Raw genomic sequence first — 23,409 nt, 5'->3', positions numbered from 1 at the left:
CGACGATGCGCCTTCACTTCCGTGCCGTCCCCATGCTCGCCCTGGGCCTCCTGTCCGCGTGCGCGGTGGGGCCGGACTACCAGCGCCCCACGGCCGTGGTGCCCGCGCGTTTCAAGGAAGCCACGGAGGGCTGGAAGCCCGCCGAGCCCAATGACAGACATGACCGGGGCCCCTGGTGGAAGCGCTTCGGAGACGCGGAGCTGGACGCGCTGGAGGAGAAGGTCGCGAACGCCAACCAGACAGTGGCCAGCTACGAGGCCGCCTACCGCCAGGCGCGCGCCCTGGTGGCGGAGGCCCGCGCGTCGCTGTTCCCCACCCTGGGCGCCTCCGGGTCGGCGGCACGGGCGAAGGGCGCCGGCCGCAGCACCACCATCCCGGGCGGCATCAACGCGGGCGCCAGCACGGTGGGCAACATCTTCGACCTGTCGCTGGACGCGTCCTGGGAGCCGGACCTCTGGGGCAGCGTGCGCCGCCAGGTCTCCGGGGCGAAGGCCTCCGCTCAAGCCGCGGGCTCCGACCTGGACAACGCGAAGCTGGCCGCGCAGGGGCTGCTCGCGCAGAACTACTTCCAGCTGCGCGCGCTGGATGCCACGCAACTGCTGCTGAACGACGCGGTCACCGGCTACCAGAAGTCCCTCCAGCTCACCCAGAACCGCTACGCGCAGGGCGTGGCGGCGCGGCCGGACGTGCTCCAGGCCCAGACGCAGCTCGCCCTGGCGCGGGCCTCCGCGACGGAGAATGAGATTGCCCGGGCCACCTACGAGCACGCCATCGCGGTCCTCGTGGGCGAACCCGCGTCCACCTTCTCCGTGCCGCGCGTGCCGCTGACCGCGACGCCGCCGCCCCTGCCGCTGGAGTTCCCCTCCACGCTGCTGGAGCGCCGGCCGGACATCGCCGCGGCGGAGCGCCGGGCCGCCGCCGCGAACGAGCAGATTGGCGTGGCCATGGCCGCGTGGTTTCCCTCCCTCAACCTGAGCGCGTCCGGAGGCTTCGTCAGCTCCACCCTGGCGCAGTGGCTGACGGCGCCCCACCTGGTCTGGTCGTTGGGCCCGCAGCTGGTGGCGACCCTCTTCGACGGCGGGCTGCGCGCCGCGCGGACGGAGCAGGCCTTCGCCACCTATGACCAGGCTGTCGCCAACTACCGGGCCACGGTGCTGGCCGCGTTCCAGGACGTGGAGGACAACCTCGTCTCGCTGCGCGTGCTGGAGCAGGAGGTCGTCATCCAGCAGGAGGCGGTCGGCTACGCGCGGCAGACGCTGGATGTCGTGTTGAACCAGTACAAGGCCGGCACCGTGACCTACCTTCAGGTCGTCACCGCGCAGAACACCCTCTACTCCGCCCAACAGACGCTGGCGAGCATCGCCGGACGGCGGATGGTGTCCGCGGTGGGGCTCATCAAGGCGCTGGGCGGCGGCTGGGACACGCCCCCTCCTCCGGCCGACCGGGCCTCCCAGCGGTCGGAGCCCTCCGAGAGGCCACGGCAGTAGGCACACGTCGCATGACACGACGCGTCCGCCCGGAGACGACACCCGGCGGACGCATGCGCGCAGGCCCCTCCAGCCTTCCATTGCCCCGGGTAGGGCAATGCGCCTATGGGAGGGGCATGGCTGACGTGCCTCTTACCGCAGCGGACTTCCCGCCCCCTTCCGTCGAGGAGTGGCGCCGGCTGGTGGACAAGGACCTCAAGGGCAAGCCCTTCACGGTGCTCCAGTCGCCCCTGGAGGGCGGCCTGTCCCTCCAGCCCCTCTACACGCCCCAGGACGCCCCAGCGCCCTCGGAGCCGCCCGGCGTCGCGCCCTACGTGCGCGGCACCCAGCCCCTGGGCCACACCGAGGGCGGATGGCTCTTGTGCCAGGAGTACGCGGGCCCTGACGTCGCCGCGACCGCCGACGCGCTCCGCGAGGACCTGGAGCGCGGCACGCAGGGCGTGTGGCTGCTGCTGGACGCGCCCCACGGCCTGGACGTGAAGGACGAGGCCACGCTGGCGCGGCTGCTCGCGCACGTGCCGATGGAGCGCACGCCGGTGCACCTGGAGCCGACCGCGGACGTGCTGCGGCCCGCGTCCCTGTTGCTGGAGGTGCTGGCGAAGAAGGCCGGCGCCGCGAAGCAGGCCCTGCGCGGCAGCCTGGGCATCGACCCCATCGCGGCGCTCGCACGCCATGGCGCCGCGAAGGTGGACGTGGCCCGCACGCTGGCGGAGGCCGCTCCTCTGGTCACGTCCCTGATCAAGGACGCACCAGGCCTGCGCGCGCTGCTCGTGTCGTCGCGCCCCTGGGCCGACGCGGGCGCCACGTCCGTGCATGAATTGGCGTGGAGCATCGCCACCGGCGTGGAGTACCTGCGCGAGCTGGAGCGCGCGGGCGTGTCCCCGGGTGAAGCCGCGCGGTCCATGCAGTTCGCCCTGTCCGTGGGCGGCCAGTTCTTCCCTGAGATCGCCAAGCTGCGCGCGGCGCGGCTGCTCTGGTCCAAGGTCGTCGCCGCTTCGGGCGGCGCGCCGGAGTCGCAGGCCATGGCGCTGCACGCGCGCACGGCCAGCGCCACCAAGACGCGGCGCGACCCGTGGGTGAACATCCTGCGCGGCACCGCGGAGTCCTTCGCCGCCGTCGTCGCGGGCGCGGACAGCGTGAGCACCGCGCCCTTCGACGAGCCCCTGGGCACGCCCGACGAACAGGGCCGGCGCCTCGCGCGCAACACGCAGCTCATCCTGCGCGACGAGTCCAGCCTCAACCGCGTCGCGGACCCCGCGGGCGGCAGCTACTACCTGGAGCAGCTCACCGGGGAGCTGGCCCGCGCGGCCTGGACGGAACTGCAACGCATTGAAGCGCTGGGCGGCATCTCCCGCGCCATCGCGCAGGGCGACGTGGCCCGCGTCCTCACGGAGACGCGCACCGCGCGCGACAAGGCCGTGCGCACGCGCAAGCTCCCCATCGTGGGCGTCAGCGAGTTCCCCCACCTCCACGAGGCCCCCGTGCAGCGCGAGGCCCGCGCCGCCATGCCCGCGCAGGGTGAAGGCATCATCGCGCCGCCGAGCCCGGTGCGCATGTCGGAGGCCTTCGAGTCCCTGCGCGACGCGAGCGACCGCTACCACGCGGCGCACGGCGTCCGTCCTCGCGCCTTCATGGCGAACCTGGGCACCGTGGCGGAGCACACCGCGCGCTCCACGTGGATCGCCAACGTGCTCGCCGTGGGCGGCATCGAGCCCAACGAGCACCACGGCTTCGCGGACGTGAACGCCGCCGCGGAGCTGTTCGCGAAGGCAGGCACGACGCTCGTCGTCATCTCCGGCCCGGATGCCCTCTACCCGGAGGCCCTGCCCGCCTATGTCGCGGCCCTCAAGGCGAAGGGCGCCCGCACGGTCGCCGTCGCGGGCCGTCCCGGTGACCACGAGGCCGCCTTCCGCGCGGCCGGCGTGGACCTCTTCCTCTACGCGGGAGCGGACCTGTTCCAGCTCCTGAAGACGCTGCACACGCAACTGGGAGTGGCCTGATGCGCCCCACCGTTCCGGACTTCTCCCGCGTCGCCTTCGACGCCCCCGAAACCCAGACGCCCGCGTCCGTGCTGGAGCAGCAGCGCGCGCACGCGAGCCAGGCCACGGCCTCCGCCGAACGCTGGGACACGCCCGAGGGCATCCCGGTGAAGCCGCTCTACACCCGCGAGGACCTGGAGGGCGTGGCGCACCTGGGCTCGCTGCCGGGCCTGCCTCCGTTCGTGCGCGGCCCCTACTCCACCATGTACGTGCAGCAGCCGTGGACGGTGCGCCAGTACGCGGGCTTCTCCACGGCGGAGGCGTCCAACGCCTTCTACCGCCGCAACCTCGCGGCCGGGCAGAAGGGCCTGTCCATCGCGTTCGACCTGGCCACGCACCGGGGTTACGACAGCGACCACCCGCGCGTCGCGGGTGACGTGGGCATGGCGGGCGTCGCCATCGACTCCATCAAGGACATGCGCATCCTGTTCGACCGCATCCCGCTCGACCAGATGAGCGTGTCGATGACGATGAACGGCGCCGTCCTCCCCGTGCTCGCGCTCTACGTGGTCGCGGCCGAGGAACAGGGCGTGAAGCCCGAGCAGCTCAGCGGGACCATCCAGAACGACATCCTCAAGGAGTTCATGGTCCGCAACACGTACATCTATCCGCCCGGCCCCTCGATGCGAATCATCGGGGACATCTTCAAGTTCACGGCGGAGCGGATGCCGCGCTTCAACAGCATCAGCATCAGCGGCTACCACATGCAGGAAGCCGGCGCGACGCAGGACCTGGAGCTTGGCTACACGCTCGCGGACGGCGTGGAGTACGTGCGCGCGGGCCTCGCCGCGGGCCTGGGCGTGGACGCGTTCGCTCCGCGCCTGTCGTTCTTCTGGGCCATCGGGATGAACTTCTTCATGGAGGTGGCCAAGATGCGCGCGGCCCGCCTCCTCTGGGCCCGCCTCATCAAGGGCTTCAACCCCAAGAGCGACAAGAGCCTGGCGCTGCGCACCCATTGCCAGACGTCCGGCTGGAGCCTCACCGCGCAGGACGTCTACAACAACGTCGTGCGCACCTGCGTGGAGGCCATGGCCGCGACCCAGGGCCACACCCAGAGCCTGCACACCAACTCGCTGGACGAAGCCATCGCGCTGCCCACGGACTTCAGCGCGCGCATCGCCCGCAACACCCAGCTCTATCTCCAGTTGGAGAGCGGCACCACGCGCGTCATCGACCCGTGGGGCGGCAGCTACTACGTGGAGCGCCTCACCCACGAGCTGGCCCAGAAGGCCTGGGCCCACATCCAAGAGGTGGAGGCGCTGGGCGGCATGACCAAGGCCATCGACGCGGGCCTGCCCAAGCTGCGCATCGAAGAGGCCGCCGCGCGCACGCAGGCGCGCATCGACTCCGGACGCCAGGCCATCATCGGCGTGAACAAGTACCCGCCGGAGCGCGCGGACAACATTGAAATCCTCAAGGTGGACAACTCCGCCGTGCGCGAGGCGCAGATTGCCCGCCTGCGCGAGCTGCGCGCGGAGCGCAACGCGGAAGACGTCCGCCGCTGCCTGGACGCGCTCACCGAGGCGGGCCGCCGCAACGAGGGCAACCTGCTGGCGCTGGCCATCGACGCGGCTCGGGCGAAGGCGACCGTGGGCGAAATCAGCGACGCCCTGGAGAAGGTCTTCGGGCGCTACGAGGCCACCGTGCGCGGGGTGACGGGCGTGTATTCAGCGGAAGCCGGACAGGCGCAGGGCATCGCGGAGGCGCGGGCGAAGGCGGATGACTTCCTGGCGCGCTTCGGCCGCCGGCCGCGCATCCTCATCGCGAAGATGGGCCAGGACGGCCACGACCGCGGACAGAAGGTCATCGCCACCGCGTTCGCGGACCTGGGCTTCGACGTGGACATTGGCCCGCTGTTCCAGACGCCGGAGGAGTCCGCGCGCCAGGCGGTGGAGAACGACGTGCACGTGGTGGGCGCGTCGTCGCTGGCCGCGGGCCACCTCACGCTGGTGCCGCAGCTCAAGCACGCCCTCAAGGCCCTGGGCCGCGAGGACATCATGGTCGTGGTGGGCGGCGTCATCCCGCCGCAGGACTACGACGCGCTTCGCGCCGCGGGCGCCGCCGCCATCTTCGGCCCGGGCACCGTCATCTCGAAGGCCGCCATCGAGCTGCTCGACAAGCTGGCCGCCGAGCAGGAGGCGGCGTGAAGCTGCTGCCCGCGGACACCTACGTGGACGGCGTGCGCGCGGGCGACAGGGCGGTGCTCGCGCGCGCCATCACGCTGGTGGAGAGCGAGCACCCGAAGCACGCCGCGCTCGCACAGGAGGTGCTGACGAAGCTGCTGCCCTACACCGGCAAGAGCCGCCGCGTGGGCATCAGCGGCGTGCCGGGCGTGGGCAAGAGCACCTTCATCGACGCGCTGGGCATGCACCTGGTGGGCGGCGGCCAGAAGGTGGCGGTGCTCGCCATCGACCCGTCCAGCAGCATCACGGGTGGCAGCATCCTGGGCGACAAGACGCGCATGTACCGGCTGGCGCGCGAGCTGGCCGCGTACATCCGACCCAGTCCCTCCAGCGGCACGCTGGGCGGCGTCGCGCGCAAGACGCGGGAGACGCTGCTGCTCTGCGAGGCCGCCGGCTTCGACGTGGTGCTGGTGGAGACGGTGGGCGTGGGCCAGTCCGAGACGGTGGTCGCGGACCTGGTGGACTTCTACCTGGTGCTGATGCTCGCGGGCGCCGGTGACGAACTGCAGGGCATCAAGCGCGGCATCCTCGAAGTCGCGGACATGGTGGCCATCAACAAGGCAGACGGCGACAACCTGCCGCGCGCCACGCGGGCCCGCGCGGAGTACCGCGCCGCCCTGCACCTGATGCGCCCCGGCGCGGAGCCGGTGGTCACCACGTGCAGCGCCATGGAGGGCACCGGCATCGACACGCTGTGGGCCTCCGTGGAGGACGTCGTCGCGAAGCGCGTTGCCTCCGGCGAGCTCTCGCACCGGCGCACCCAGCAGCAGGTGGGCTGGATGTGGGCCATGGTGAACGACGGCCTGCGAGCAGCCCTGCGGGCGCACCCCGAGGTGGCCGCCCTGGTACCGGTCCTGGAGCAGGCCGTACGCGAAGGCCGCGCGACGCCCACCTCCGCCGCACTGCGTGTGCTGGGGACATTCCTGCCGCAATCGCAGGCCTGACAAGGCGCGTCGTCCAACGGCCAACGCCTGTCTCAATCGCTTGCCGGGCCTGCACTGCACTCCTAGTGTACGCCCGTGCGACACCCCCAACCGACCACCGCTCCCCAGCCGTACCGGCCCCAGCACCACGTCCGCATCGTCACGGCCGCCAGCCTCTTCGACGGACACGACGCGGCCATCAACGTGATGCGCCGCCTGATGCAGTCCTCCGGCGCGGAGATCATCCACCTGGGCCACAACCGGTCCGTGGCTGAAATCGTGGACTGCGCCATCCAGGAGGACGCCCAGGGCATCGCCCTCACGTCCTACCAGGGCGGCCACGTCGAGTACTTCAAGTACATGATCGACCTGCTGCGCGAGCGCGGCGCGAACATCAAGGTGTTCGGCGGCGGCGGCGGCACCATCCTCCCCACGGAAATCGACGAGCTGCACAAGTACGGCGTCGCGCGCATCTATTCCCCAGACGACGGCCGCGCCATGGGCCTGCAGGGGATGATCGACGACCTCATCTCCCAGTGTGACTTCGAGAAGCGCCCCTCGGACTTCAAGGGCCTGCTCAAGGACCCGCTGCCCCGCGAGCCGGAGCGCATCGCGTCGCTCATCACCATCGCGGAGAACTTCGCGGACGCGGGGGAAGCGCTGCGCACCGCGCTGAAGGACGCCGGCACGAACGCGCCCCGGGTGCCCGTGCTGGGCATCACCGGCACGGGCGGCGCCGGCAAGTCCAGCCTGGTGGACGAGCTGGTGCGCCGCTTCCTGGCGGACTTCCCGGACAAGACGCTCGCCGTGCTCTCCGTGGATCCGTCCAAGCGCAAGTCCGGCGGCGCGCTCCTGGGCGACCGCATCCGCATGAACGCCATCGACAACCCGCGCGTCTACATGCGCTCGATGGCTACCCGCCAGAGCAACCTGGCCCTGTCCCGGCACGTCGCCCATTCCATCGAGGTCTGCAAGGCGGCGGGCTTCGACCTCATCGTGGTGGAGACCTCCGGCATCGGTCAGTCGGACACCGAAATCACCGAGCACTCGGACGTGGCGCTCTACGTGATGACGGCCGAGTACGGCGCGGCGACGCAGCTCGAGAAGATCGACATGCTCGACTTCGCGGACGTCATCGCCATCAACAAGTTCGACAAGCGCGGGTCGCTGGACGCGCTGCGCGACGTGCGCAAGCAGTGGAAGCGCAACCACAACGCCTTCACCCTGGCCGAGGACGCGGTGCCCGTGTACGGCACCATCGCGTCGCAGTTCAACGACCCGGGCATGAACACGCTCTACCGGGCCCTCATCGACGCGCTGGTGAAGAAGACGGGCGCGACGCTGGACAGCCGCTTCCAGCTCTCGCCCGGCATGAGCGAGAAGAAGTGGATCATCCCCCCGGAGCGCACGCGCTACCTGGCCGAAATCGTCGACGCCTGTGAGGACTACGACGGCTTCGTGCGCGCCCAGGCCGCCATTGCCCGGCGCATGTACCAGCTGCACGGCACCATCCAGGCCCTGCGCCAGAACGTGGGGAAGAAGAAGCTGGAAATCGTCGAGCCGAAGGACGCGGCCGACGTGGTGCAGGTGACGGAGCGCGTGGAGGGCGAGCCCGCGTACCTGGGCGACCTGGTGGCGCTGTACCAGGACCTGGAGAGCCGCCTGCACGCGGATTGCCGGCGCCTGCTGGCCGAGTGGCCCGCGACGAAGAAGCGCTACGCGGCGTCCAAGTACCAGTTCCAGGTGCGCGACAAGGTCATCGAGCTGGACCTCATCAGCGAGACGCTGTCGCACCTGCGCGTGCCCAAGATTGCCCTGCCGAAGTATGAGGACTGGGGCGACATCCTGACCTGGCTGCTGCGGGAGAACGCGCCGGGCGCCTTCCCGTTCACCGCGGGCGTCTTCCCGCTCAAGCGCGAGGGCGAGGACCCCGCTCGCATGTTCGCTGGCGAGGGCGGTCCGGAGCGCACCAACAAGCGCTTCCACTACGTGTCGCGCGGCCTGCCGGCGAAGCGCCTGTCCACGGCGTTCGACTCGGTGACGCTGTACGGCGAGGACCCGGACCACCGGCCGGACATCTACGGCAAGGTGGGCAACTCCGGCGTGTCCATCGCGAACGTGGACGACGCGAAGAAGCTCTACTCCGGCTTCGACCTGGCGGACCCGTCCACGTCCGTGTCCATGACCATCAACGGCCCGGCGCCCATGCTGCTGGGCTTCTTCCTCAACGCCGCGGTGGATCAGCAGTGCGAGAAGTGGATCCGCGCCAACGGCAAGGTGGAGGAGGTCGAGAAGAAGATTGAAGCGCTCTACAAGGAGCGTGGCCTGCCGCGTCCGCGCTACCAGGGCGACCTGCCCCAGGGCAACGACGGCCTGGGCCTGCTGCTCCTGGGCGTGTCCGGTGACGAAGTGCTGCCCGCGGACGTCTACGCGAAGATCCGCGCGTCCACGCTCCAGGCGGTGCGCGGCACGGTGCAGGCGGACATCCTCAAGGAGGACCAGGCGCAGAACACCTGCATCTTCTCCACGGAGTTCGCCCTGCGCGTGATGGGCGACATCCAGCAGTACTTCATCGACCAGAAGGTGCGGAACTTCTACTCGGTGTCGATTTCCGGGTACCACATCGCGGAGGCCGGGGCGAACCCCATCTCCCAGCTGGCCTTCACGCTGGCGAACGGCTTCACCTTCGTCGAGTACTACCTGTCGCGCGGGATGAACATCGACGACTTCGCGCCCAACCTGTCGTTCTTCTTCTCCAACGGCATGGACCCCGAATACGCGGTGCTGGGGCGCGTGGCCCGCCGCATCTGGGCCAAGGCCATCCGGGACAAGTACGGCGGCAACGACCGGTCGCAGAAGTTGAAGTATCACATCCAGACGTCCGGCCGTTCCCTGCACGCGCAGGAGATTGCCTTCAACGACATCCGCACCACGCTGCAGGCGTTGCTGGCGCTCAACGACAACTGCAATTCGTTGCACACGAACGCCTACGACGAGGCCATCACCACGCCCACGGAGGAGAGCGTGCGGCGCGCGCTGGCCATCCAGCTGGTCATCAACAAGGAGTTCGGCCTGTCGAAGAACGAAAACCCCAACCAGGGCTCGTTCATCATCGAGGAGCTGACGGACCTGGTGGAGGCGGCGGTGCTCAACGAGTTCCGCGCCATCTCCGAGCGCGGCGGCGTGCTGGGCGCGATGGAGCGCATGTACCAGCGCTCCAAGATTCAGGAGGAGTCGCTCTACTACGAGATGCAGAAGCACGACGGGACGCTGCCCATCATCGGCGTGAACACCTTCCTGGATCCGAAGGGTTCCCCCACGGTGACGCCGCCGGAAGTCATCCGCGCGACGAAGGAGGAGAAGGACTACGCCATCACCGCGCGTGACGCCTTCTGGAAGCGCAACGCGAAGACGGCGCCCGCGGCGCTGGAGGCGGTGCGCCGCGCGGCCCTGGACAACGGCAACGTGTTCGGCGCGCTGATGGACGCCTGCAAGGTGTGCACGCTGGGCCAGCTGTCCCGCGCGCTGTACGAAGTGGGTGGCCAGTACCGGCGCAACATGTGATGCGAGCGCCGCGGTCCCGGGCAGGTGTCCCGGGACCACGTCGCGGCCTCACCAGCGGAACCGGCCATCTCAGTATGGACTCGACGTGGGGCGGATGATGATTTCGCTCACGTCCACGTCCGCGGGCTGGCTGATGGCGTAGCTGATGGCACGGGCGATGGCATCCGCTGGAATGGCGTCCTTGCGGAACTCGCGCATGTACTCGCGCGACGCCGGGTCACTGATGCTGTCCGCCAGCTCCGACGTGGTGACTCCCGGCGAAATCACCGTCACCCGGATGTCCGCGCCCACCTCCTGGCGCAGGCCCTCGGAGATGGCCATCACCGCGAACTTCGTGGCGCAGTACACCGCCGCAGTCGGGCTCACCGCGTGCCCGCCAATGGAGGACAGGTTGATGAACTGCCCCGCCTTCTGGCGCTTCATCACCGGCAGCCCCGCCGCGATGCCGTGCAGCACGCCCCGGATGTTCACGTCGATCATCCGGTTCCACTCGTCCAGCTTCAGCTCCTCCAGCTTGGACAGCGGCATCACCCCTGCGTTGTTGATGAGCACGTCCAGCCGCCCGAACTCCTTCAGCGTGAAGGCCACGAAGCCCTCCACGTCCTCGCGCTTCGTCACATCCAACGCCTTGTAACGAGCCTCGCCGCCCTTCGACCTCAGCTCGCCCGCCAGCGTCTCCAGCCGGTCCGTCCGGCGCGCGCCCAGCACCACCTTCGCTCCCTGACTGGCGAGCAGGCGGGCCGTCGCCTCGCCAATGCCGCTGCTCGCTCCGGTGATGGCCACCACCTTGCCCTTCATGTCCGTCGTCATCGCTTCCGTCCTCGCTCTTGGGCCCGGCACGAAGGGCGCCGGGGATGGATGCACCCTCTCAAGGAGCGTGGGGACGGCGGTATCCGGATGCTCGCGGACTCTTGCCCATTCCTGCACGAGCGCCCATCTCTGGCAGGAGTTAGAACGAACGCGCATGCCGACCGACCTGAGCCCGCACCTGTCCGAACTGGCGACGCTCCTGGAGCGCCACACGCCCGCGGACGGCATCCACGCCACCGCCATCCCCCGCATGGTGCTCATCCGCGCCTCCCAGCCCTCCACGCCCCTGCACGCGCTGCAAGAGCCGGCGCTGTGCATCGTGGCGCGAGGCCGCAAGCAGGTGCTCCTGGGCGACGAGCTGTATGTCTATGGCCCGGACCAGTGCCTCGTCGCGTCCGTGGACCTGCCAGTCACGGGACAGGTGGTGGAGGCCTCTCCGGACGCGCCCTACCTCTGCTTCCGGTTGGACCTGGAGCCCGGGCAGCTGGGCAGCCTGATGATGGAGGCGGCGCTGGAGGCGCCCGGCCCCACGGACATGGTCCGAGGCCTGGCCCTGGGTCCGGTGGGCGCGCCGCTGCTGGACGCGACAGCGCGGCTGGTGCGGCTGTTGGACACGCCGCGCGACATCCCCGTGCTCGCGCCGCTCGTCATCCGCGAAATCCTCTACCGCCTGCTGTCCGGCGAGAACTCCGAACGGCTGAGGCGCATCGCCATGGCGGACAGCCGCCGCGAGTCCGTCACCCGCGCCATCCACTGGCTCAAGGAGCACTACGCGGCGCCGCTGCGCATCGAACGGCTGGCGCGCACCGTCCACATGAGCCCGTCCGCGCTCCACCACCACTTCAAGTCCGTTACCGCGATGAGCCCGCTGCAGTACCAGAAGCAGCTGCGGCTCCAGGAGGCTCGCCGCCTGATGCTGGCCCAGGCCATGGACGCGGCCATGGCCGGCCACTCCGTGGGCTACGAGAGCCCGTCCCAGTTCAGCCGCGAGTACAGCAGGATGTTCGGTGCACCACCTTCGCGTGACATCGCGAGGCTGCGGGAGTCCCTCGCTTCCGCCCCGGCGGCGTTGCGCTAGCCCCCGAGGCCGATGGCGGACCCGGCGCATCGTTCCCACGTTGAGCCCCCCTTCCGTGGCCATCGCACCGGAAGGCATCCCTGGCGGGAGGGCGCGATGTCATCTGTCGAAGGCGGAGACTGGGGACTGAAGCACACAGCGGCACAGCTCACCGCCGAGGAGCTGGAGCAGGTGGCCCGTGAGGAGCCGCCCCGGGATTCGGCCCTGCCCCCCTCGGGCAGTGCCGTGCGGTTCCTGCGGGTGCACCTCATGCGCATCGCGGGCCACCTGGGCGAGTTGCAGCCGCCGGACTTCAGTGAGCTGGTGGACCAGGCACTCCAGACCTTGGATGGGCCCGCGCCCCTGCTCTTCGTTGCCCAGCTGCGGGAGCGGCTCGCCTTCGAGCGGACCAGCTCACGGCTCTACGCGGGCCTGCTGGTGAAGACCCATGCCCTGGGCAGCTACCCGGGAGGCCCCACGCCGGAGCGGCTGGTGGAGCTGCACAACCAGGAGCTGGATCACCTGAACCTCATCCGCGAGTGCATCTACCGGCTCGGCGTGGACGCGCCCCAGCTGACGGCGCAAGGGGACGGCGCGGATCCGCGGCCCCATGGGCTGCTGAGGGCCGTGGACGACCCGTGCGCCACGCTCCCGGACGCACTGCGCGCGGTCCTCATCGCCGAAATCCTCAACAACGCCGGCTGGGCGATGCTCGTGGACCTGGCGCAGGAGCTGGGACCTCCCGACCTGGTGGACGCCTTCCGCGAAGTCCTTCGCGAGGAGACGCTCCACCTGGAAGAGGTCACCACCTGGGTCGCCAACCTGCCGGACGACGCCCGCGTCACCGACGCGCGGGTCTCCGCCAGCTGAGGCGTCAGCGGACCACGGGCCGCCTGCGGGCGACGCGCTCCCGCACGGTGGCGATGAAGGCCGGCTTGTCCGCGCTGCCCTTCACGCCGTCGAAGTCCAGGTCCAGGTTCTCGGCGACGGCCCGGAGGTATTCCAGACAGGGCTCGTCCGCGGGCGTCTTCCCTTCCGCGAACAGCGGATGACAGACGGGACAGTAATTGACCACCCAGACACGCTCGCCGTCTGGAATCTCCAGCGAGACGGGGCCGCCGTCGCTGCTGTCCTCTTCGTACGGCTCGATGCGCCAGACGCCCGTGGAGTCATCGTCGTCCATGAGCAGCTCGCGGTAGTTGAGGCTGGGGACGAACTCCCACTCGCCCCAGTCGTAGCCGAAGGCCTGCGTTTGCGTGCGACGGGCGCGGCCCCGGGCCTCCTCGAAGGCGTCCGCGTCCTCCGGCGCCTCGGCGGCGGCGAAGAAGAACAGGTCCAGGATGGCCTCGTCGTTGCCAATGCCCTCCTCCTCGCACTCCTTGCCGGTCTTCTCACCGCACTCGAACGACGAGGGAGGACCGCAGACGCTGCATCGGTAGTCGTGGACGCCCATGGTTGGAGCCTACCAGCCCCACCGCGTCATTCCTCGGGGGACTCCAAGACGTCGAAGGTGCAGGTCAGCTCGCCGCCATCCGAGTAGCGGTAGACGAAGCGCCCTTGCGCGGCCCACGACGACAGCTCGTCCAGCGTCACCGAGCCCTCCACCGGAACGCCGGGCACGGAGAGGTAGCCGGTATCCCCGCCGATGTTGCCCACCCACGCCGTCACCAGCGACCGCTCCGAGGGCACCAGCTGCCCCTGCCGGGAGAGGAGGTTCACGGTGCGGTCCTGCTCCACCCGGGCCCCCTCCACCAGGTGGATGTCCACGCCGAAGCCCTCCAGGACCGGCTCGTCCTCCGGCGTGTAGTCCAGGTCGATGAAGGTGGCCGGCAGCTCGCCCTGAACGGAGCGGTGCACCAGGGAGGAGTACTCATCGAGGGGCCAACGCACGCGCCGTCCCTGATGCGTCCCCCGGCATTCCCCCGTGGCCCTGGGGAAGTCGTCGTCCAGCCAGAAGCAGGAGGAGACGCAGAAGGCGCAGGCCAACAGCGGCAGCACGACGCGCGGCGGAAGGGACATGGCCTTCATCCTAGCCGGAGGACCGTGGACACGGCGGAGCCCGTGCTCCCTGTAATTCCTGTCACCCCCTTCCTACACAGAGGGTGGGATGACGGGCCAAGGGTGAGCATGCTATGAGCACGCCATCGTCTGGCTTTGCCCTTGCGGTCCGCTTCCGTCAGACGTTGTCTCCCCGGTCGTTCCATCATCCACATTCTTCATTTCCCGCCCGGGGGGAGGCGTGGGGCCGTGGGCCCTTCGTGGGCTGCCTCCGGGTTCGTGCCTGGAGTCGTATGTCTTTCCTGTCGGGTTCCGTCCGCGCCTCGCGCCTGGCCATGGCCGCGCTGGTCTCGCTGTCCCTGGGAGGTTGCGCCACGCTTCCTCCGCGAGGACAGGTCGTCATGCGCGACGTGTCCTTCCCCCTGCGTGACTTCCGCATGCCGTCCGGCCTGCGCGTGGTCGTGGAGCGCGACGCGCGCGCACCCGTGGTGGCGGTGGTCGCGGTGGTGGGCGCGGGTGGCTCCAGCGACCCGGGCGGCAAGGAGGGATTGGCGCACCTGGTGGAGCACCTGGCCTTCCGCGCGCGCCCCGCCAACGGCCCCTCCGTGCAGGCGCGGCTCAATGCCTCCGGCGCGGGGCACTCCAACGCCTCCACCAGCCTGGACTACACCGCGTACGAGGAGCTCGCGCCCAAGGAGTCGCTGGGCGCGCTGGTGAAGGTGGAGGGGGAGCGGCTGTCATCGCCGCTCTCCAACGTCAGCCCGGAGGTCTTCGCGGTGGAGCGCGAGGTGGTGCGCAACGAGCTGCGCCAGCGCAACGAGACGGGCTACGTGGGCCAGGTGTTCAGCTGGGTGCACGCGGCGTCCTTCCCGGCGGGAGACCCGTACGCGCGGCCCGTGGTGGGTTCGCACGAGTCGCTGTCCGCCCTCACCCTGACGGACGCGCACCGCTTCGCGCGCGCCCACTACCGCCCGGACAACGTCACCCTGGTCATCTCCGGGGACGTGGACCTGGCGGAGGTGGAGGCCACGCTCCTGCAGAACCTGCCGCCCGCGTGGGTGGGCACCGGCGCCCCGCTGGCCCTGGACACGCGCATGCCCGCGAAGCGCCCGGAGCCCGCGGCGGCGCCGGTCAGCAAGACGATGCCGGTGTACGCGGCGGCGGTGCCGTCGCCGGAGCTGTACCTGTCCTGGGTGCTGCCGCGCTCCTTCGACGAGGCCAGCGCCCTGCATGACTTCGTGGGCGTCAGCCTGGACAACAACCTCTGGGAGGCGGTGCGCAGCGATGGCGACATCGCGGGCATCTCCACGGGGCTGGTGCCCGGCACCCGCGCGTCGCTGCTCATCGTGCGCGTGCACCTGTCTCGCGGGGACCACCCGGAGCGCAGCGCGGAGAAGGTCCTGGACCAGGTGCACAAGACCTGGAGCGGGGAGATTGAAGCCAGCGGCGTGCTGGGCCAGGAGTTCAACTTCCAGTCCCTGCGCCGCCAGGTGGTGACGAACATGGTGCTGGAGTCGGAGCGGCTGCTGGCGCGGACCCGGAGCCGCGCGCTGCTCACCCACTTCACCACGGACGTGCGCTCGTACACGCGCTCGCAGATGGCGCTGATGGGGCTGGGCGGGAGCAAGGTGACGGACTTCGCGTACCAGTGGCTCCAGCGCGACCGGGCGCACGTCATCCTCGTGCGGCCAGGAGAGAGCGGCACGCCGACGGCGCTCCCCACGCTGGCGAAGCTGCCCGGGGGCGAGCCCGCGGTGGAGGGCGGCGAGCGCGTCACGCCGTCCATGCTGGCGGCCACCACGGCGCCCGTGCAGGTGCTGAAGCTGGAGAACGGCATGGAGGTGCTGCTGGTGCCCCGGCCGGGCCTGCCGGTGGTGCGGGTGGGCGCGGCGATGGGCGGCGGAACGGCGCACGGGGTGAAGCCGGGCGTGGCGGACCTGGCCAAGTGGGGCTCCTTCCGCGAGTCGCACTTCGAGGGCCGCCCGAGCGACTGGGGCCTGCACGAGTCCACCCGCACGGCGCTGGACCACGTGCGCGTGGACATGGCCGGCACGGCGGGCAACGTAGGCAACATGCTGGCGATGCTCGCGGAGGACCTGTCCACCACCCGCACGTCGGAGGCCGTGGTGCGCTACTGGCGCGAGCAGGTGCAGCCCTGGCGTGAGGCGGTGGACACGCGGCCGGAAGTGCTCGCGCACCGGAACCTGATGCAGGCGCTCTACGGCACGCACCCCTACGCCACCGAGGCCACGGGCGCGCAGATGGCGAAGGTGTCCTGGTCGGAGGCGCAGGAGTGGCTGGAGGACGTCTACCGCCCGGGCAACACGACGGTGGTGGTGGCGGGGGAGTTCGAAGTGAAGGACGTCGAGCCGATGGTGCGCAAGTACCTGGGCGACTGGAGCCGGGGCAAGCCGCAGCCGGTGGCCGTGCCGCCCGCGCCGGCGCTGCCCGCGGCGTCCGCGAAGGTGAACACGCTCTTCACCGCGCGGCCCGGAGCCACGCAGGGCCAGGTGCAGCTGGCCTGCCGGCTGCCCACGGCCACGCCGGAGCTGGAGGCGCGCTACGCGCTGATGGCGGAGCTGCTGGAGGTGGAGGTCTACGATCGGACGCGCTCCGGAACAGGAGCGTCCTACGGCTTCGGCGCCGAGCCCTGGATTGGCCGGGGCGGCGCGGCGCACCTCCTGCTGGGCGGCAGCCTGGATGCGCAGCGGATGAGCGAAGGCGTGGCGTCGCTGCGCGAGACGCTGTCGGCGTTCGCGAAGGAGGTGTCCGAAAAGGACCTGGCGAATGCCCGCGCGCGGTTGCTGGCGCGGCAGGGGGTGTCGTTCATCTCCACGGATGCGTGGGTGGAGGCGCTGCTCGAGGCGCGCGTGCGGGGCTTCCCGGTGGAGTCGGTGGCGCAGCGCCCCGCGCACCTCCAGGCGGTGACGGCGGACGCGCTGAAGCAGGAGTTCGCGGGCTGCCTCCAGCGCCTCGTGGTGAGCGTCACCGGGGATGAGCAGCCCAGCCGCGCCGCGCTCCAGGCGGTGTCGGTGCCGTAGCGGGAAGGCCTCCGGTCCGGCGGGCACGACCCGCCGGGCCGCGTGCCTTCGTATGAGGGGGCATGCGAGTCATGGACCTCCGCCGGACGCGGTATCTGCTGGGTGCCCTGCTGTCATGGGGCGCCTCCGCCTGTCACGGGACGGACGGGCCGGGCTCCCCGTGCGAGGGCGCCGACTGCGCCGCGCCCGGGCTCATCCGGGCGTTCGAGAAGGGCACACCGTCCTCCCAGGTGCAGCCACGCACGGGCTTCGGCGGACTCAAGGTGCGGCGGGCCGCCGGACGCACCTTCGTGCTGGAGACGACGCAGGACGCGGAAGGACGGGACACCCGCCGGCTCACCGTGTCCGCGCGGGACGGCACGCCACTGTGGCGGTTCGACGCGGTGGCCCGTGACCACTTGAGTGACTTCACGGTGCACCCGTCCGGGGAGGTCACCGTGGGCCTCGAGCGCACCATCGCGGCGGCGGACACGTACGACCTGGTGCGCCTGTCCTCCGAGGGGAAGGTGCTGTCCTGGGAGCGGCTGCCCACCCCCAAGACGGTGCCCGAAGCCGACCTGGGAGGCACCCTGCCCTCCCCTCCGTTCCACATGAAGTCCCTCGGGGTCCACACCCTCACCGACGGCTGGCTGCGCACGGAGGCACGCGGCGAGGACCTGGCCGTGGCCTTCCTGTCGCTCGTGGCCGTCCCGCTTGGAGGGGGCTCCAGCTTTGAGCAGGTGTCGGGCGTGATGACGCTCCGGTGGATGGACGGGCGCTACACCGAGCAGTGGACCCGCGTCGTGGACGGGCGCCACTCCACCCAGCCGGCCGCCTGGGCCCATGACGAATTCCGCTGGCGCGAGGCCGCGCTCCGGCCGCTGCTCGCGGTGGACTCGGACGGGCGGCTGGTGGTGGGGCGCGCCTGGAACAGCTCCCGCTGCCTGGCCTCCAGCCGCACGTTCAATGACTTCACCTCCGTGCACTGCCGCTCCGGCGACGACGTCACCACGCCCGCGGACACCGAACGGCAGCCCTTCGCCATGACGGCCTTCACGCCGGTGGGGACGCGCATCGGGACGCAGGTCTTCGTCCCCGCCCGGGCGGCGGAGTTCGTCGTCTTCGACATGGCGGTGCGCGACGGAGAGGTGGCGCTCGCGGGCACCGTGGTGACGGAGGGCGCGGATGGCACCATCGCCTGGTACCCGTCCGCGCCGGGCGTGGAGGACCGGATGACGCCCTATGACGGCTACCTGGGCGTGCTGTCGCTCGACTCGGGCGCGCTGCGCTTCGAGCACCGCGTGGACACGGGCCGCGCGGACCACTTCTCCGCGCTGCGCTGGACGGACGCGGGGTGGGTCGCCGTGGGCGCGTCCGGCTGGGACCGGTGGGACGGCGGGATGAGCATCTCGCGCGGCGCGGGCCCGCTGCTCGCGCTCGCGTCCACCGATGGCCAGACGGTGCGCACGCGGCGGCCCGGCCCCGAGGGACAGGGCCGCCATTTCCACCTGCTGGGCGTGGACGCGGACGGGGACTCACTGGTGGCGGTGGGGCTCGCGGAGGCGCCGATGACGCACTCCGGAGACAACGGTCACGTGGAGGCCATGACCTTCGGCGGGCTCACGGTGGAGCTGCGCTGAAGCCACCCGCGCGCCCCCACGGGCTCAGTACGCCGGCGAGACGTAGCAGAAGTCAGACAGGTAGGGGCAGTCCTGCGGGCAGCTGGACGGCGTCTCCCCGTCGCAGCACACGCTGTCGCCGCAGACGGGCCCGAAGCCACAATCCTGCGGGCAGTTGAAGGCATTCTCCGTGCCGGGGTCGCAGGTGTAATCGCCGCAGTAGCCGGCGGGGCTGCCGCAGTCCTGCGGGCAGTTGTAGGAGTTCTCCGTATTGGGATTGCACACGCTGTCACCGCAGTAGCCGGGGCTGCCGCAGTCCTGCGGGCAATTGTAGACATTCTCCGCGCTGGGGTCGCAGATGCTGTCACCACAGACGGCGCACAGGCCAGCGGAGGACGCGGACGCGAACCCCATGGGGCTCACGTAGCAGAAGTCAGACAGGTAGGGGCAGTCCTGCGGACAGCTGGACGGCGTCTCCCCGTCGCAACACACGGAGTCGCCGCAGACGGGCCCGAAGCCACAGTCCTGCGGACAGGTGAAGGGGTTCTCCGTTCCGGGGTCGCAGATGGAGTCGCCGCAAGAACCGCACAGGGCCTTCTCCTGACGCGCCAGCTCGGGCGCGGCGGTCTCCGGCTCCACGACCCCTCCGCACGCCAGCAGCAGGCCTGACACCAGGGCCAACAGCCCCATCTTCATCGCGTTCATCGTCTGTCTCCGTGTATTCAGCGTTTCCGCCCTGAGCGGGCCTACGCTTGTTAATACGATTCACGGATGGCGCTCAAAGCCCGGGGAAGCGCGGCGTACACTGCCGGGCATGACGACCTCCGCTTCCGACGCCTCGCGGCTGCTGGACCTGCTGTGGGAGCGCTACGCCTCCGAAGTCCTCTTCGCGCGCACCTTCGTGACGCTGTCCGGGGGACACTTCCGCAACGACCACGTCGCGTTCCGCACCCTCGCGCGGCCGGAGGGAGGCATCGCCCTCTTCTCCCGCGTGTTCGAGCGGTTCGGGTGGAAGCCGGCCGGCGCGTACACGTTCCCGGACGCGCACCTGTCCGCCATCTACCTGTCGCACCCGGACGGACTGCCGCGCGTCTTCCTGTCCGAGCTGAAGCAGGAGGAGCTGTCGCCGCGCGCCCGCGAGCTGCTCGCCGCGCTGCCGGTGGATCCACCGCCGCCAGAGGACGTGGAGGCGCTCGCGGCGTGGTTCACGGCGCCGCCGCCCCCGGAGGAAGCCGCGCTGCTGGAGCTGGAGAAGGAGACGCAGTACGGCGCGTGGCTGCTGGCCTTCGGCCGCAAGGTGAATCACTTCACCGGCGCGGTGGACGACGTGGAGGCGTGGCAGCGGCGCATGCGCGAAGCGGGCGTGCCCATGAAGGCGGACATCGAGGGCGAGCCCGGCACTTCACTCCGACAGACGGCCACGCACGCGGCCCCGCTGCCCCTGACGCTCCGGGGCGGTGGCACGCGTGCATGGCCGTATGCGTACTTTGAAATCGCCCAGCGCTCGGGAGGGTTCGACGGGTTCCTGGGGCCGCAGGCCCGCGCGCTGTTCGACATGACGAAGCGGGGCTGAGGCTCGCGGCCCGGGGGACGGTCGGGGGAGGGGGTTGGGAGTGCGCCCCCGGACCGCGACGCCTCGTGAGGCTAGTGGCGGCCGCCGCCGCGCTCGCAGCGGTCGGGCAGGCTCAGCTCCGCGCCGTCGAGCGTGCCGTCGCCGCACTCCGGACCGAAGGAGAGCACGTGGCTGGCGCCGTCCGCGGTGGTGCGCGTGAGCGTGCCGCTCGTGGGCCAGGGGCACACCTCGCGCGACGGCCGGACGATGCCCGCCAGCGTCACGGTGCCCTGCGAACCGTCGAGCGAGGTCTCCGTGTACGCGCCGTCGATGGTGCGCACCGGCGGCGTGTCCGTGGAGAACGCGACGGACAGCGAGCCCTCCAGCCGCACCGACTGCACCACCGTGCCCGTGGCATCCGTGCGCGTGCGCGTCACGTCCGCCTGCGTGCTCTTGCGCTGGGGCGGAGCGCCGTCCACCAGCTCCGCCGTGGAGGCAGTGGTGCCCTTCACGGTGGAGACCTCGCCGTCGGAGTTGGTGCCAGAGACCTCGAAGGTGACGGTCTGGCTTTGCGTCACCGCGCCCGTGCAGTCCTCGGAGGCTTCGTACGCGTTCACGATGTCCACCGTGCCGCTGGTGGGGCCACCGGGGCCCTTGCCGCCCGGCTTGCCGCCGCCGTTTCCACCGTCGAAGGACTGGCCGCGCACCTGCGAGCCCTCGCCGCCCTGCGGGGGAGGAGGCTGATTACCGCCGCCCGGAGGCTGGCCGCCACCACCGCCACCGCCGGGGGGCTGGCCGCCGCCACGGCCGGGCCCCTCGGGGCGCGTGGGGGGCGCGCAGTCCGTCCACTCCAGGTGCACGGTGGCGGGCAGCGTCTTGCCACACACCTCCACGGTGGTGATGTCGGGGCTCGCGTCACAGTGAAAGCCTTCAATGGCCTGGGGGCGCAGCTTGTCCAGGCCGTGCAAGAGGCTGGACACCTCCACCGCGTCGCTCGAGTCCGACGTGGCCTCCACCGCCTGGGACACATCCGACGTGGCATCCGTGGTCGAGCTCTGCGACCCGCCGCCGCAACCGACCGTCATGGTGCCCACCACCAGCGCCACTGCTCCCAGCCACTGACTGCCCCTGTTCCAGTGCCTCATGAGTGCGTGCTCCCTTGTCATCCGGTGCCCGGCCGCTGTCCGTCCGCCCCCATGAGACGAAATGAATTTCCGCCGTGTTCCCGGCGGGGATTTTCCCGCGGCTTTTTGAGCGTGCAGCGAGGCCGGATAGAGTGCCGCCGACCGTGAACGACGAGCTGCGCGCACTCATCCTCGAAGCCCAGGACGGCAGCGTGCGTGCCTTTGAGATGCTCGTGTCCTCGCACCTGCCGCGCGTGCGCCGCTTCGCGCGGGCCTTCGCCGCGTCGGACTCGGACGTGGATGACCTGGCGCAGGAAGCACTGGTGAAGGTCTACAAGAACCTGCGCTCGTTCCGCTTCCAGTCCGCGTTCCAGACGTGGCTCTATTCGGTGGTGCGCAACGCCTTCTATGACGCCACCCGCAGCCGCGCCGGCCGCGAGCGCTCCCAAGAAGAACCGCTGGAGCAGGAGCACACGAAGGCGGCGTCGGACGCCGAGTCCGCGGATGAAGGAATGATGCGCGCCCAGGAGCGGGAACGGCTGTGGCGGGCGCTCCGGGGGTTGCCGCCGGAGTTCCGCACGGCGGTGGTGCTCTTCGACGTGGAGGGCCACAGCTATGAAGAGGTGGCGGACATCGAAGGGGTGCCCGTGGGCACGGTGAAGTCGCGCCTGTCGCGGGGCCGGGCGCACCTGAAGGCCCTGCTGGCGGGGGGCCAGGGCCCCGGCGGCCCAGAAGATGACGCACCGGTGGGAACATCCGGGCAGGACATTTCGTCGCATGTTGCGAGGAGCAGGAAATGAGTGAGCCCGAGGACAGCGAGGACCGCGCGCTGCGCGAGCGTCTGGCGGCGCTGCGGGACGACGCGCCCGGACCCGACTTCCAGGCCCTGCTCCACCGGCGGCTCGTGGAGGCCGGACCTCCCACACCGGCGTCGGGGTGGGATGCGGTGCGGGACTTCTGGCGCCGCCGAGCGCCGGTGTTGTGGCCGGCGGTGGGCATCGCCATGGGCGTGGCCACCTTCCTGGTGCTGGGCGCGGTGCGAGGCACGCCGGGCGTCCCGGAGACGGAAGCCCCGGGAATGGCGGAGCTCGAGCGGCCCGGCACGCAGGTGCCGGTGAGCAAGGTGGCGGTCATCAAGTTGGACTTCACGGCGGACGTGGCCGTGGAGCAGGCGGACTTCCAGGTGAGCCTGCCGGAGGGGCTGTCCTTCTGGGCGGACGGAGAGGAATTGCCGCTGCGCTCCTACCAGTGGACGCAACCCCTGAGCGCGGGCAGCAACGTGATTCCCATCGCGGTGCGAGGCCAGCGGCCGGGGCGTTATCTGGTGACGGCGCTGGCGCGCGCGGGCGACCAGCGCATCGAGCACGACGTGGTGCTGGAGGTCACGGGCGGATGAAGACGGGATTCTCGACACCGGTGCTCGCCGTCCTCCTGTGGCTGGGAGGCGGTGCCGCGCACGCCCAGCAGACACCGGCCCCGCCGCCAACGGAGGCCGCGAGGCCGCCCGAGGCCCCCGTGCCGCCCCCACCGTCTGGAGCGCAGCAGGCGCACGTGCGCAGTTCGCACACGGTGGACGTCATCGCGCCGGGAGAACAGGTGGACACCATCCTGGGGCGCAGGAACGCGGAGCGCCCTGCCCCACCGCCCCGGGGCGACACGGCCCGTCCGCCTCCGGGTCCAGACGCGCGTGGCCCCTCGGGAGGACCGGGGCAGGACGGCCGGCCCAACGGGTCGCGCCCGCCGGGGGATGAGGGCCGCATGCGCTCGCCGTCCCCCAGGACTGACGGCGCACCACCACCGCCCAATCAGCAGCCTCCCGCGCAGCCTCATCAGCCACCGCGGCGCTGAAGGCGGGGTCGTCAGCGCAGGAGGGTTCCCGCCTCGAATCTCCAAAACCTGTCCGACTGTCCGACAGGTTTCCGCAGCCTGGATGAAGCGGCGGCCCCCTGCCGCGGTTGTCCAAAACCTGTCCGACTGTCGGACAAGTTTGTGCGGGTCGCCGCCAAGGGGGGCGTTCCCACAGGGGTCTCGAC

18 protein-coding genes are annotated in these 23,409 nt (G+C 70.8%); 13 read left to right on the top strand and 5 right to left on the bottom strand.

What is annotated here, in order from left to right; all coding sequences use genetic code 11:
• Window positions 1–5: 5 nt before the first annotated feature.
• The 5 genes from D7X99_RS04740 (at window position 6) to D7X99_RS04720 (ending at window position 10,196) form a co-directional block, all read left to right on the top strand.
• Entirely contained in the window at window positions 6–1,487 is a 1,482-nt protein-coding gene (locus tag D7X99_RS04740; RefSeq protein WP_121776678.1) for an efflux transporter outer membrane subunit, read from the top strand.
• A 116-nt stretch (window positions 1,488–1,603) separates the two neighbouring features.
• Window positions 1,604–3,487 carry a methylmalonyl-CoA mutase family protein gene (locus D7X99_RS04735; RefSeq protein ID WP_121776677.1) on the top strand — a complete coding sequence of 628 codons (1,884 nt, stop codon included), beginning with the start codon at window positions 1,604–1,606 and terminating at the stop codon, window positions 3,485–3,487.
• A complete protein-coding gene (scpA, locus tag D7X99_RS04730; RefSeq protein ID WP_121776676.1) occupies window positions 3,487–5,673 on the top strand; it encodes a methylmalonyl-CoA mutase in 2,187 nt (728 codons plus the stop codon). Before D7X99_RS04735 ends, scpA begins: the two co-directional genes overlap by 1 nt.
• On the top strand, window positions 5,670–6,653 hold the full coding sequence (meaB, locus tag D7X99_RS04725; RefSeq protein WP_121776675.1) for a methylmalonyl Co-A mutase-associated GTPase MeaB: 984 nt from the start codon (window positions 5,670–5,672) through the stop codon (window positions 6,651–6,653). Before scpA ends, meaB begins: the two co-directional genes overlap by 4 nt.
• A gap of 75 nt (window positions 6,654–6,728) precedes the next feature.
• Window positions 6,729–10,196 carry a methylmalonyl-CoA mutase family protein gene (locus D7X99_RS04720; RefSeq protein ID WP_121776674.1) on the top strand — a complete coding sequence of 1,156 codons (3,468 nt, stop codon included), beginning with the start codon at window positions 6,729–6,731 and terminating at the stop codon, window positions 10,194–10,196.
• A gap of 69 nt (window positions 10,197–10,265) precedes the next feature.
• Here the strand turns inward: D7X99_RS04720 and D7X99_RS04715 are convergent, their stop codons facing one another.
• A complete protein-coding gene (locus D7X99_RS04715; RefSeq protein ID WP_121776673.1) occupies window positions 10,266–11,006 on the bottom strand; it encodes an SDR family oxidoreductase in 741 nt (246 codons plus the stop codon).
• 154 nt (window positions 11,007–11,160) lie between these two features.
• On the opposite strand from D7X99_RS04715, the gene D7X99_RS04710 reads away from it, so the two are divergent.
• Both D7X99_RS04710 and D7X99_RS04705 read left to right on the top strand, forming a co-directional pair.
• Window positions 11,161–12,084: an AraC family transcriptional regulator gene (locus tag D7X99_RS04710; protein WP_121776672.1), complete on the top strand. Its 924-nt coding sequence runs from the start codon at window positions 11,161–11,163 to the stop codon at window positions 12,082–12,084.
• A 96-nt stretch (window positions 12,085–12,180) separates the two neighbouring features.
• The gene (locus tag D7X99_RS04705) at window positions 12,181–12,933 is read left to right on the top strand and encodes a ferritin-like domain-containing protein (protein WP_121776671.1); all 753 of its coding nucleotides are present in this window, start codon (window positions 12,181–12,183) and stop codon (window positions 12,931–12,933) included.
• A gap of 4 nt (window positions 12,934–12,937) precedes the next feature.
• Here the strand turns inward: D7X99_RS04705 and D7X99_RS04700 are convergent, their stop codons facing one another.
• Window positions 12,938–13,516 carry a hypothetical protein gene (locus tag D7X99_RS04700; RefSeq protein ID WP_121776670.1) on the bottom strand — a complete coding sequence of 193 codons (579 nt, stop codon included), beginning with the start codon at window positions 13,514–13,516 and terminating at the stop codon, window positions 12,938–12,940.
• 26 nt (window positions 13,517–13,542) lie between these two features.
• Entirely contained in the window at window positions 13,543–14,082 is a 540-nt protein-coding gene (locus D7X99_RS04695; protein ID WP_121776669.1) for a hypothetical protein, read from the bottom strand.
• 272 nt (window positions 14,083–14,354) lie between these two features.
• Here D7X99_RS04695 and D7X99_RS04690 point away from each other — a divergent pair, with 272 nt between their 5' ends.
• Window positions 14,355–17,102, top strand: a complete 2,748-nt coding sequence (locus D7X99_RS04690) for a pitrilysin family protein (RefSeq protein ID WP_121776668.1) — start codon at window positions 14,355–14,357, stop codon at window positions 17,100–17,102.
• Window positions 17,103–17,164: 62 nt separating this feature from the next.
• On the top strand, window positions 17,165–18,721 hold the full coding sequence (locus D7X99_RS04685) for a hypothetical protein (protein ID WP_121776667.1): 1,557 nt from the start codon (window positions 17,165–17,167) through the stop codon (window positions 18,719–18,721).
• 24 nt (window positions 18,722–18,745) lie between these two features.
• On the opposite strand, the gene D7X99_RS04680 is transcribed toward D7X99_RS04685, so the two are convergent.
• Window positions 18,746–19,405: a hypothetical protein gene (locus D7X99_RS04680; protein ID WP_121776666.1), complete on the bottom strand. Its 660-nt coding sequence runs from the start codon at window positions 19,403–19,405 to the stop codon at window positions 18,746–18,748.
• A gap of 109 nt (window positions 19,406–19,514) precedes the next feature.
• Between D7X99_RS04680 and D7X99_RS04675 the strand changes: the two genes are divergently transcribed.
• Window positions 19,515–20,273, top strand: coding sequence for a DUF1338 domain-containing protein (locus D7X99_RS04675; protein ID WP_121776665.1), 759 nt, complete (start codon window positions 19,515–19,517; stop codon window positions 20,271–20,273).
• A gap of 71 nt (window positions 20,274–20,344) precedes the next feature.
• On the opposite strand, the gene D7X99_RS42665 is transcribed toward D7X99_RS04675, so the two are convergent.
• Window positions 20,345–21,397 carry a hypothetical protein gene (locus D7X99_RS42665; protein ID WP_158626925.1) on the bottom strand — a complete coding sequence of 351 codons (1,053 nt, stop codon included), beginning with the start codon at window positions 21,395–21,397 and terminating at the stop codon, window positions 20,345–20,347.
• A gap of 143 nt (window positions 21,398–21,540) precedes the next feature.
• Here D7X99_RS42665 and D7X99_RS04665 point away from each other — a divergent pair, with 143 nt between their 5' ends.
• From D7X99_RS04665 to D7X99_RS42225, 3 genes are read left to right on the top strand one after another with little or no spacing between them, the layout of a single operon-like run.
• Window positions 21,541–22,176, top strand: a complete 636-nt coding sequence (locus D7X99_RS04665) for an RNA polymerase sigma factor (protein ID WP_158624518.1) — start codon at window positions 21,541–21,543, stop codon at window positions 22,174–22,176.
• Window positions 22,173–22,772, top strand: coding sequence for a hypothetical protein (locus D7X99_RS04660; protein WP_120579842.1), 600 nt, complete (start codon window positions 22,173–22,175; stop codon window positions 22,770–22,772). The genes D7X99_RS04665 and D7X99_RS04660 overlap by 4 nt, the downstream gene beginning before the upstream one ends.
• Window positions 22,769–23,224, top strand: a complete 456-nt coding sequence (locus D7X99_RS42225) for a hypothetical protein (RefSeq protein ID WP_147476026.1) — start codon at window positions 22,769–22,771, stop codon at window positions 23,222–23,224. Before D7X99_RS04660 ends, D7X99_RS42225 begins: the two co-directional genes overlap by 4 nt.
• The last annotated feature ends 185 nt before the right edge of the window (window positions 23,225–23,409 follow it).

Origin of the sequence: Corallococcus sp. AB032C (assembly GCF_003668935.1) — a bacterium.
GTDB lineage: Bacteria > Myxococcota > Myxococcia > Myxococcales > Myxococcaceae > Corallococcus > Corallococcus exiguus.
This window is presented reverse-complemented; position numbering and strand designations above follow the sequence as displayed.

Excerpts from the sequence above, each read along its gene's own strand:
- D7X99_RS04690 (WP_121776668.1), top strand. The coding sequence starts at position 14,355 with ATGTCTTTCCTGTCGGGTTCCGTCCGCGCCTCGCGCCTGGCCATGGCC.
- D7X99_RS04685 (WP_121776667.1), top strand. The coding sequence starts at position 17,165 with ATGCGAGTCATGGACCTCCGCCGGACGCGGTATCTGCTGGGTGCCCTG.
- D7X99_RS04695 (WP_121776669.1), bottom strand. The coding sequence starts at position 14,082 with ATGTCCCTTCCGCCGCGCGTCGTGCTGCCGCTGTTGGCCTGCGCCTTC.
- D7X99_RS04700 (WP_121776670.1), bottom strand. The coding sequence starts at position 13,516 with ATGGGCGTCCACGACTACCGATGCAGCGTCTGCGGTCCTCCCTCGTCG.
- D7X99_RS04680 (WP_121776666.1), bottom strand. The coding sequence starts at position 19,405 with ATGAACGCGATGAAGATGGGGCTGTTGGCCCTGGTGTCAGGCCTGCTG.
- D7X99_RS04735 (WP_121776677.1), top strand. The coding sequence starts at position 1,604 with ATGGCTGACGTGCCTCTTACCGCAGCGGACTTCCCGCCCCCTTCCGTC.
- D7X99_RS42225 (WP_147476026.1), top strand. The coding sequence starts at position 22,769 with ATGAAGACGGGATTCTCGACACCGGTGCTCGCCGTCCTCCTGTGGCTG.
- D7X99_RS04740 (WP_121776678.1), top strand. The coding sequence starts at position 6 with ATGCGCCTTCACTTCCGTGCCGTCCCCATGCTCGCCCTGGGCCTCCTG.
- D7X99_RS04675 (WP_121776665.1), top strand. The coding sequence starts at position 19,515 with ATGACGACCTCCGCTTCCGACGCCTCGCGGCTGCTGGACCTGCTGTGG.
- D7X99_RS42665 (WP_158626925.1), bottom strand. The coding sequence starts at position 21,397 with ATGAGGCACTGGAACAGGGGCAGTCAGTGGCTGGGAGCAGTGGCGCTG.
- D7X99_RS04705 (WP_121776671.1), top strand. The coding sequence starts at position 12,181 with ATGTCATCTGTCGAAGGCGGAGACTGGGGACTGAAGCACACAGCGGCA.
- scpA (WP_121776676.1), top strand. The coding sequence starts at position 3,487 with ATGCGCCCCACCGTTCCGGACTTCTCCCGCGTCGCCTTCGACGCCCCC.
- D7X99_RS04715 (WP_121776673.1), bottom strand. The coding sequence starts at position 11,006 with ATGACGACGGACATGAAGGGCAAGGTGGTGGCCATCACCGGAGCGAGC.
- D7X99_RS04710 (WP_121776672.1), top strand. The coding sequence starts at position 11,161 with ATGCCGACCGACCTGAGCCCGCACCTGTCCGAACTGGCGACGCTCCTG.
- D7X99_RS04660 (WP_120579842.1), top strand. The coding sequence starts at position 22,173 with ATGAGTGAGCCCGAGGACAGCGAGGACCGCGCGCTGCGCGAGCGTCTG.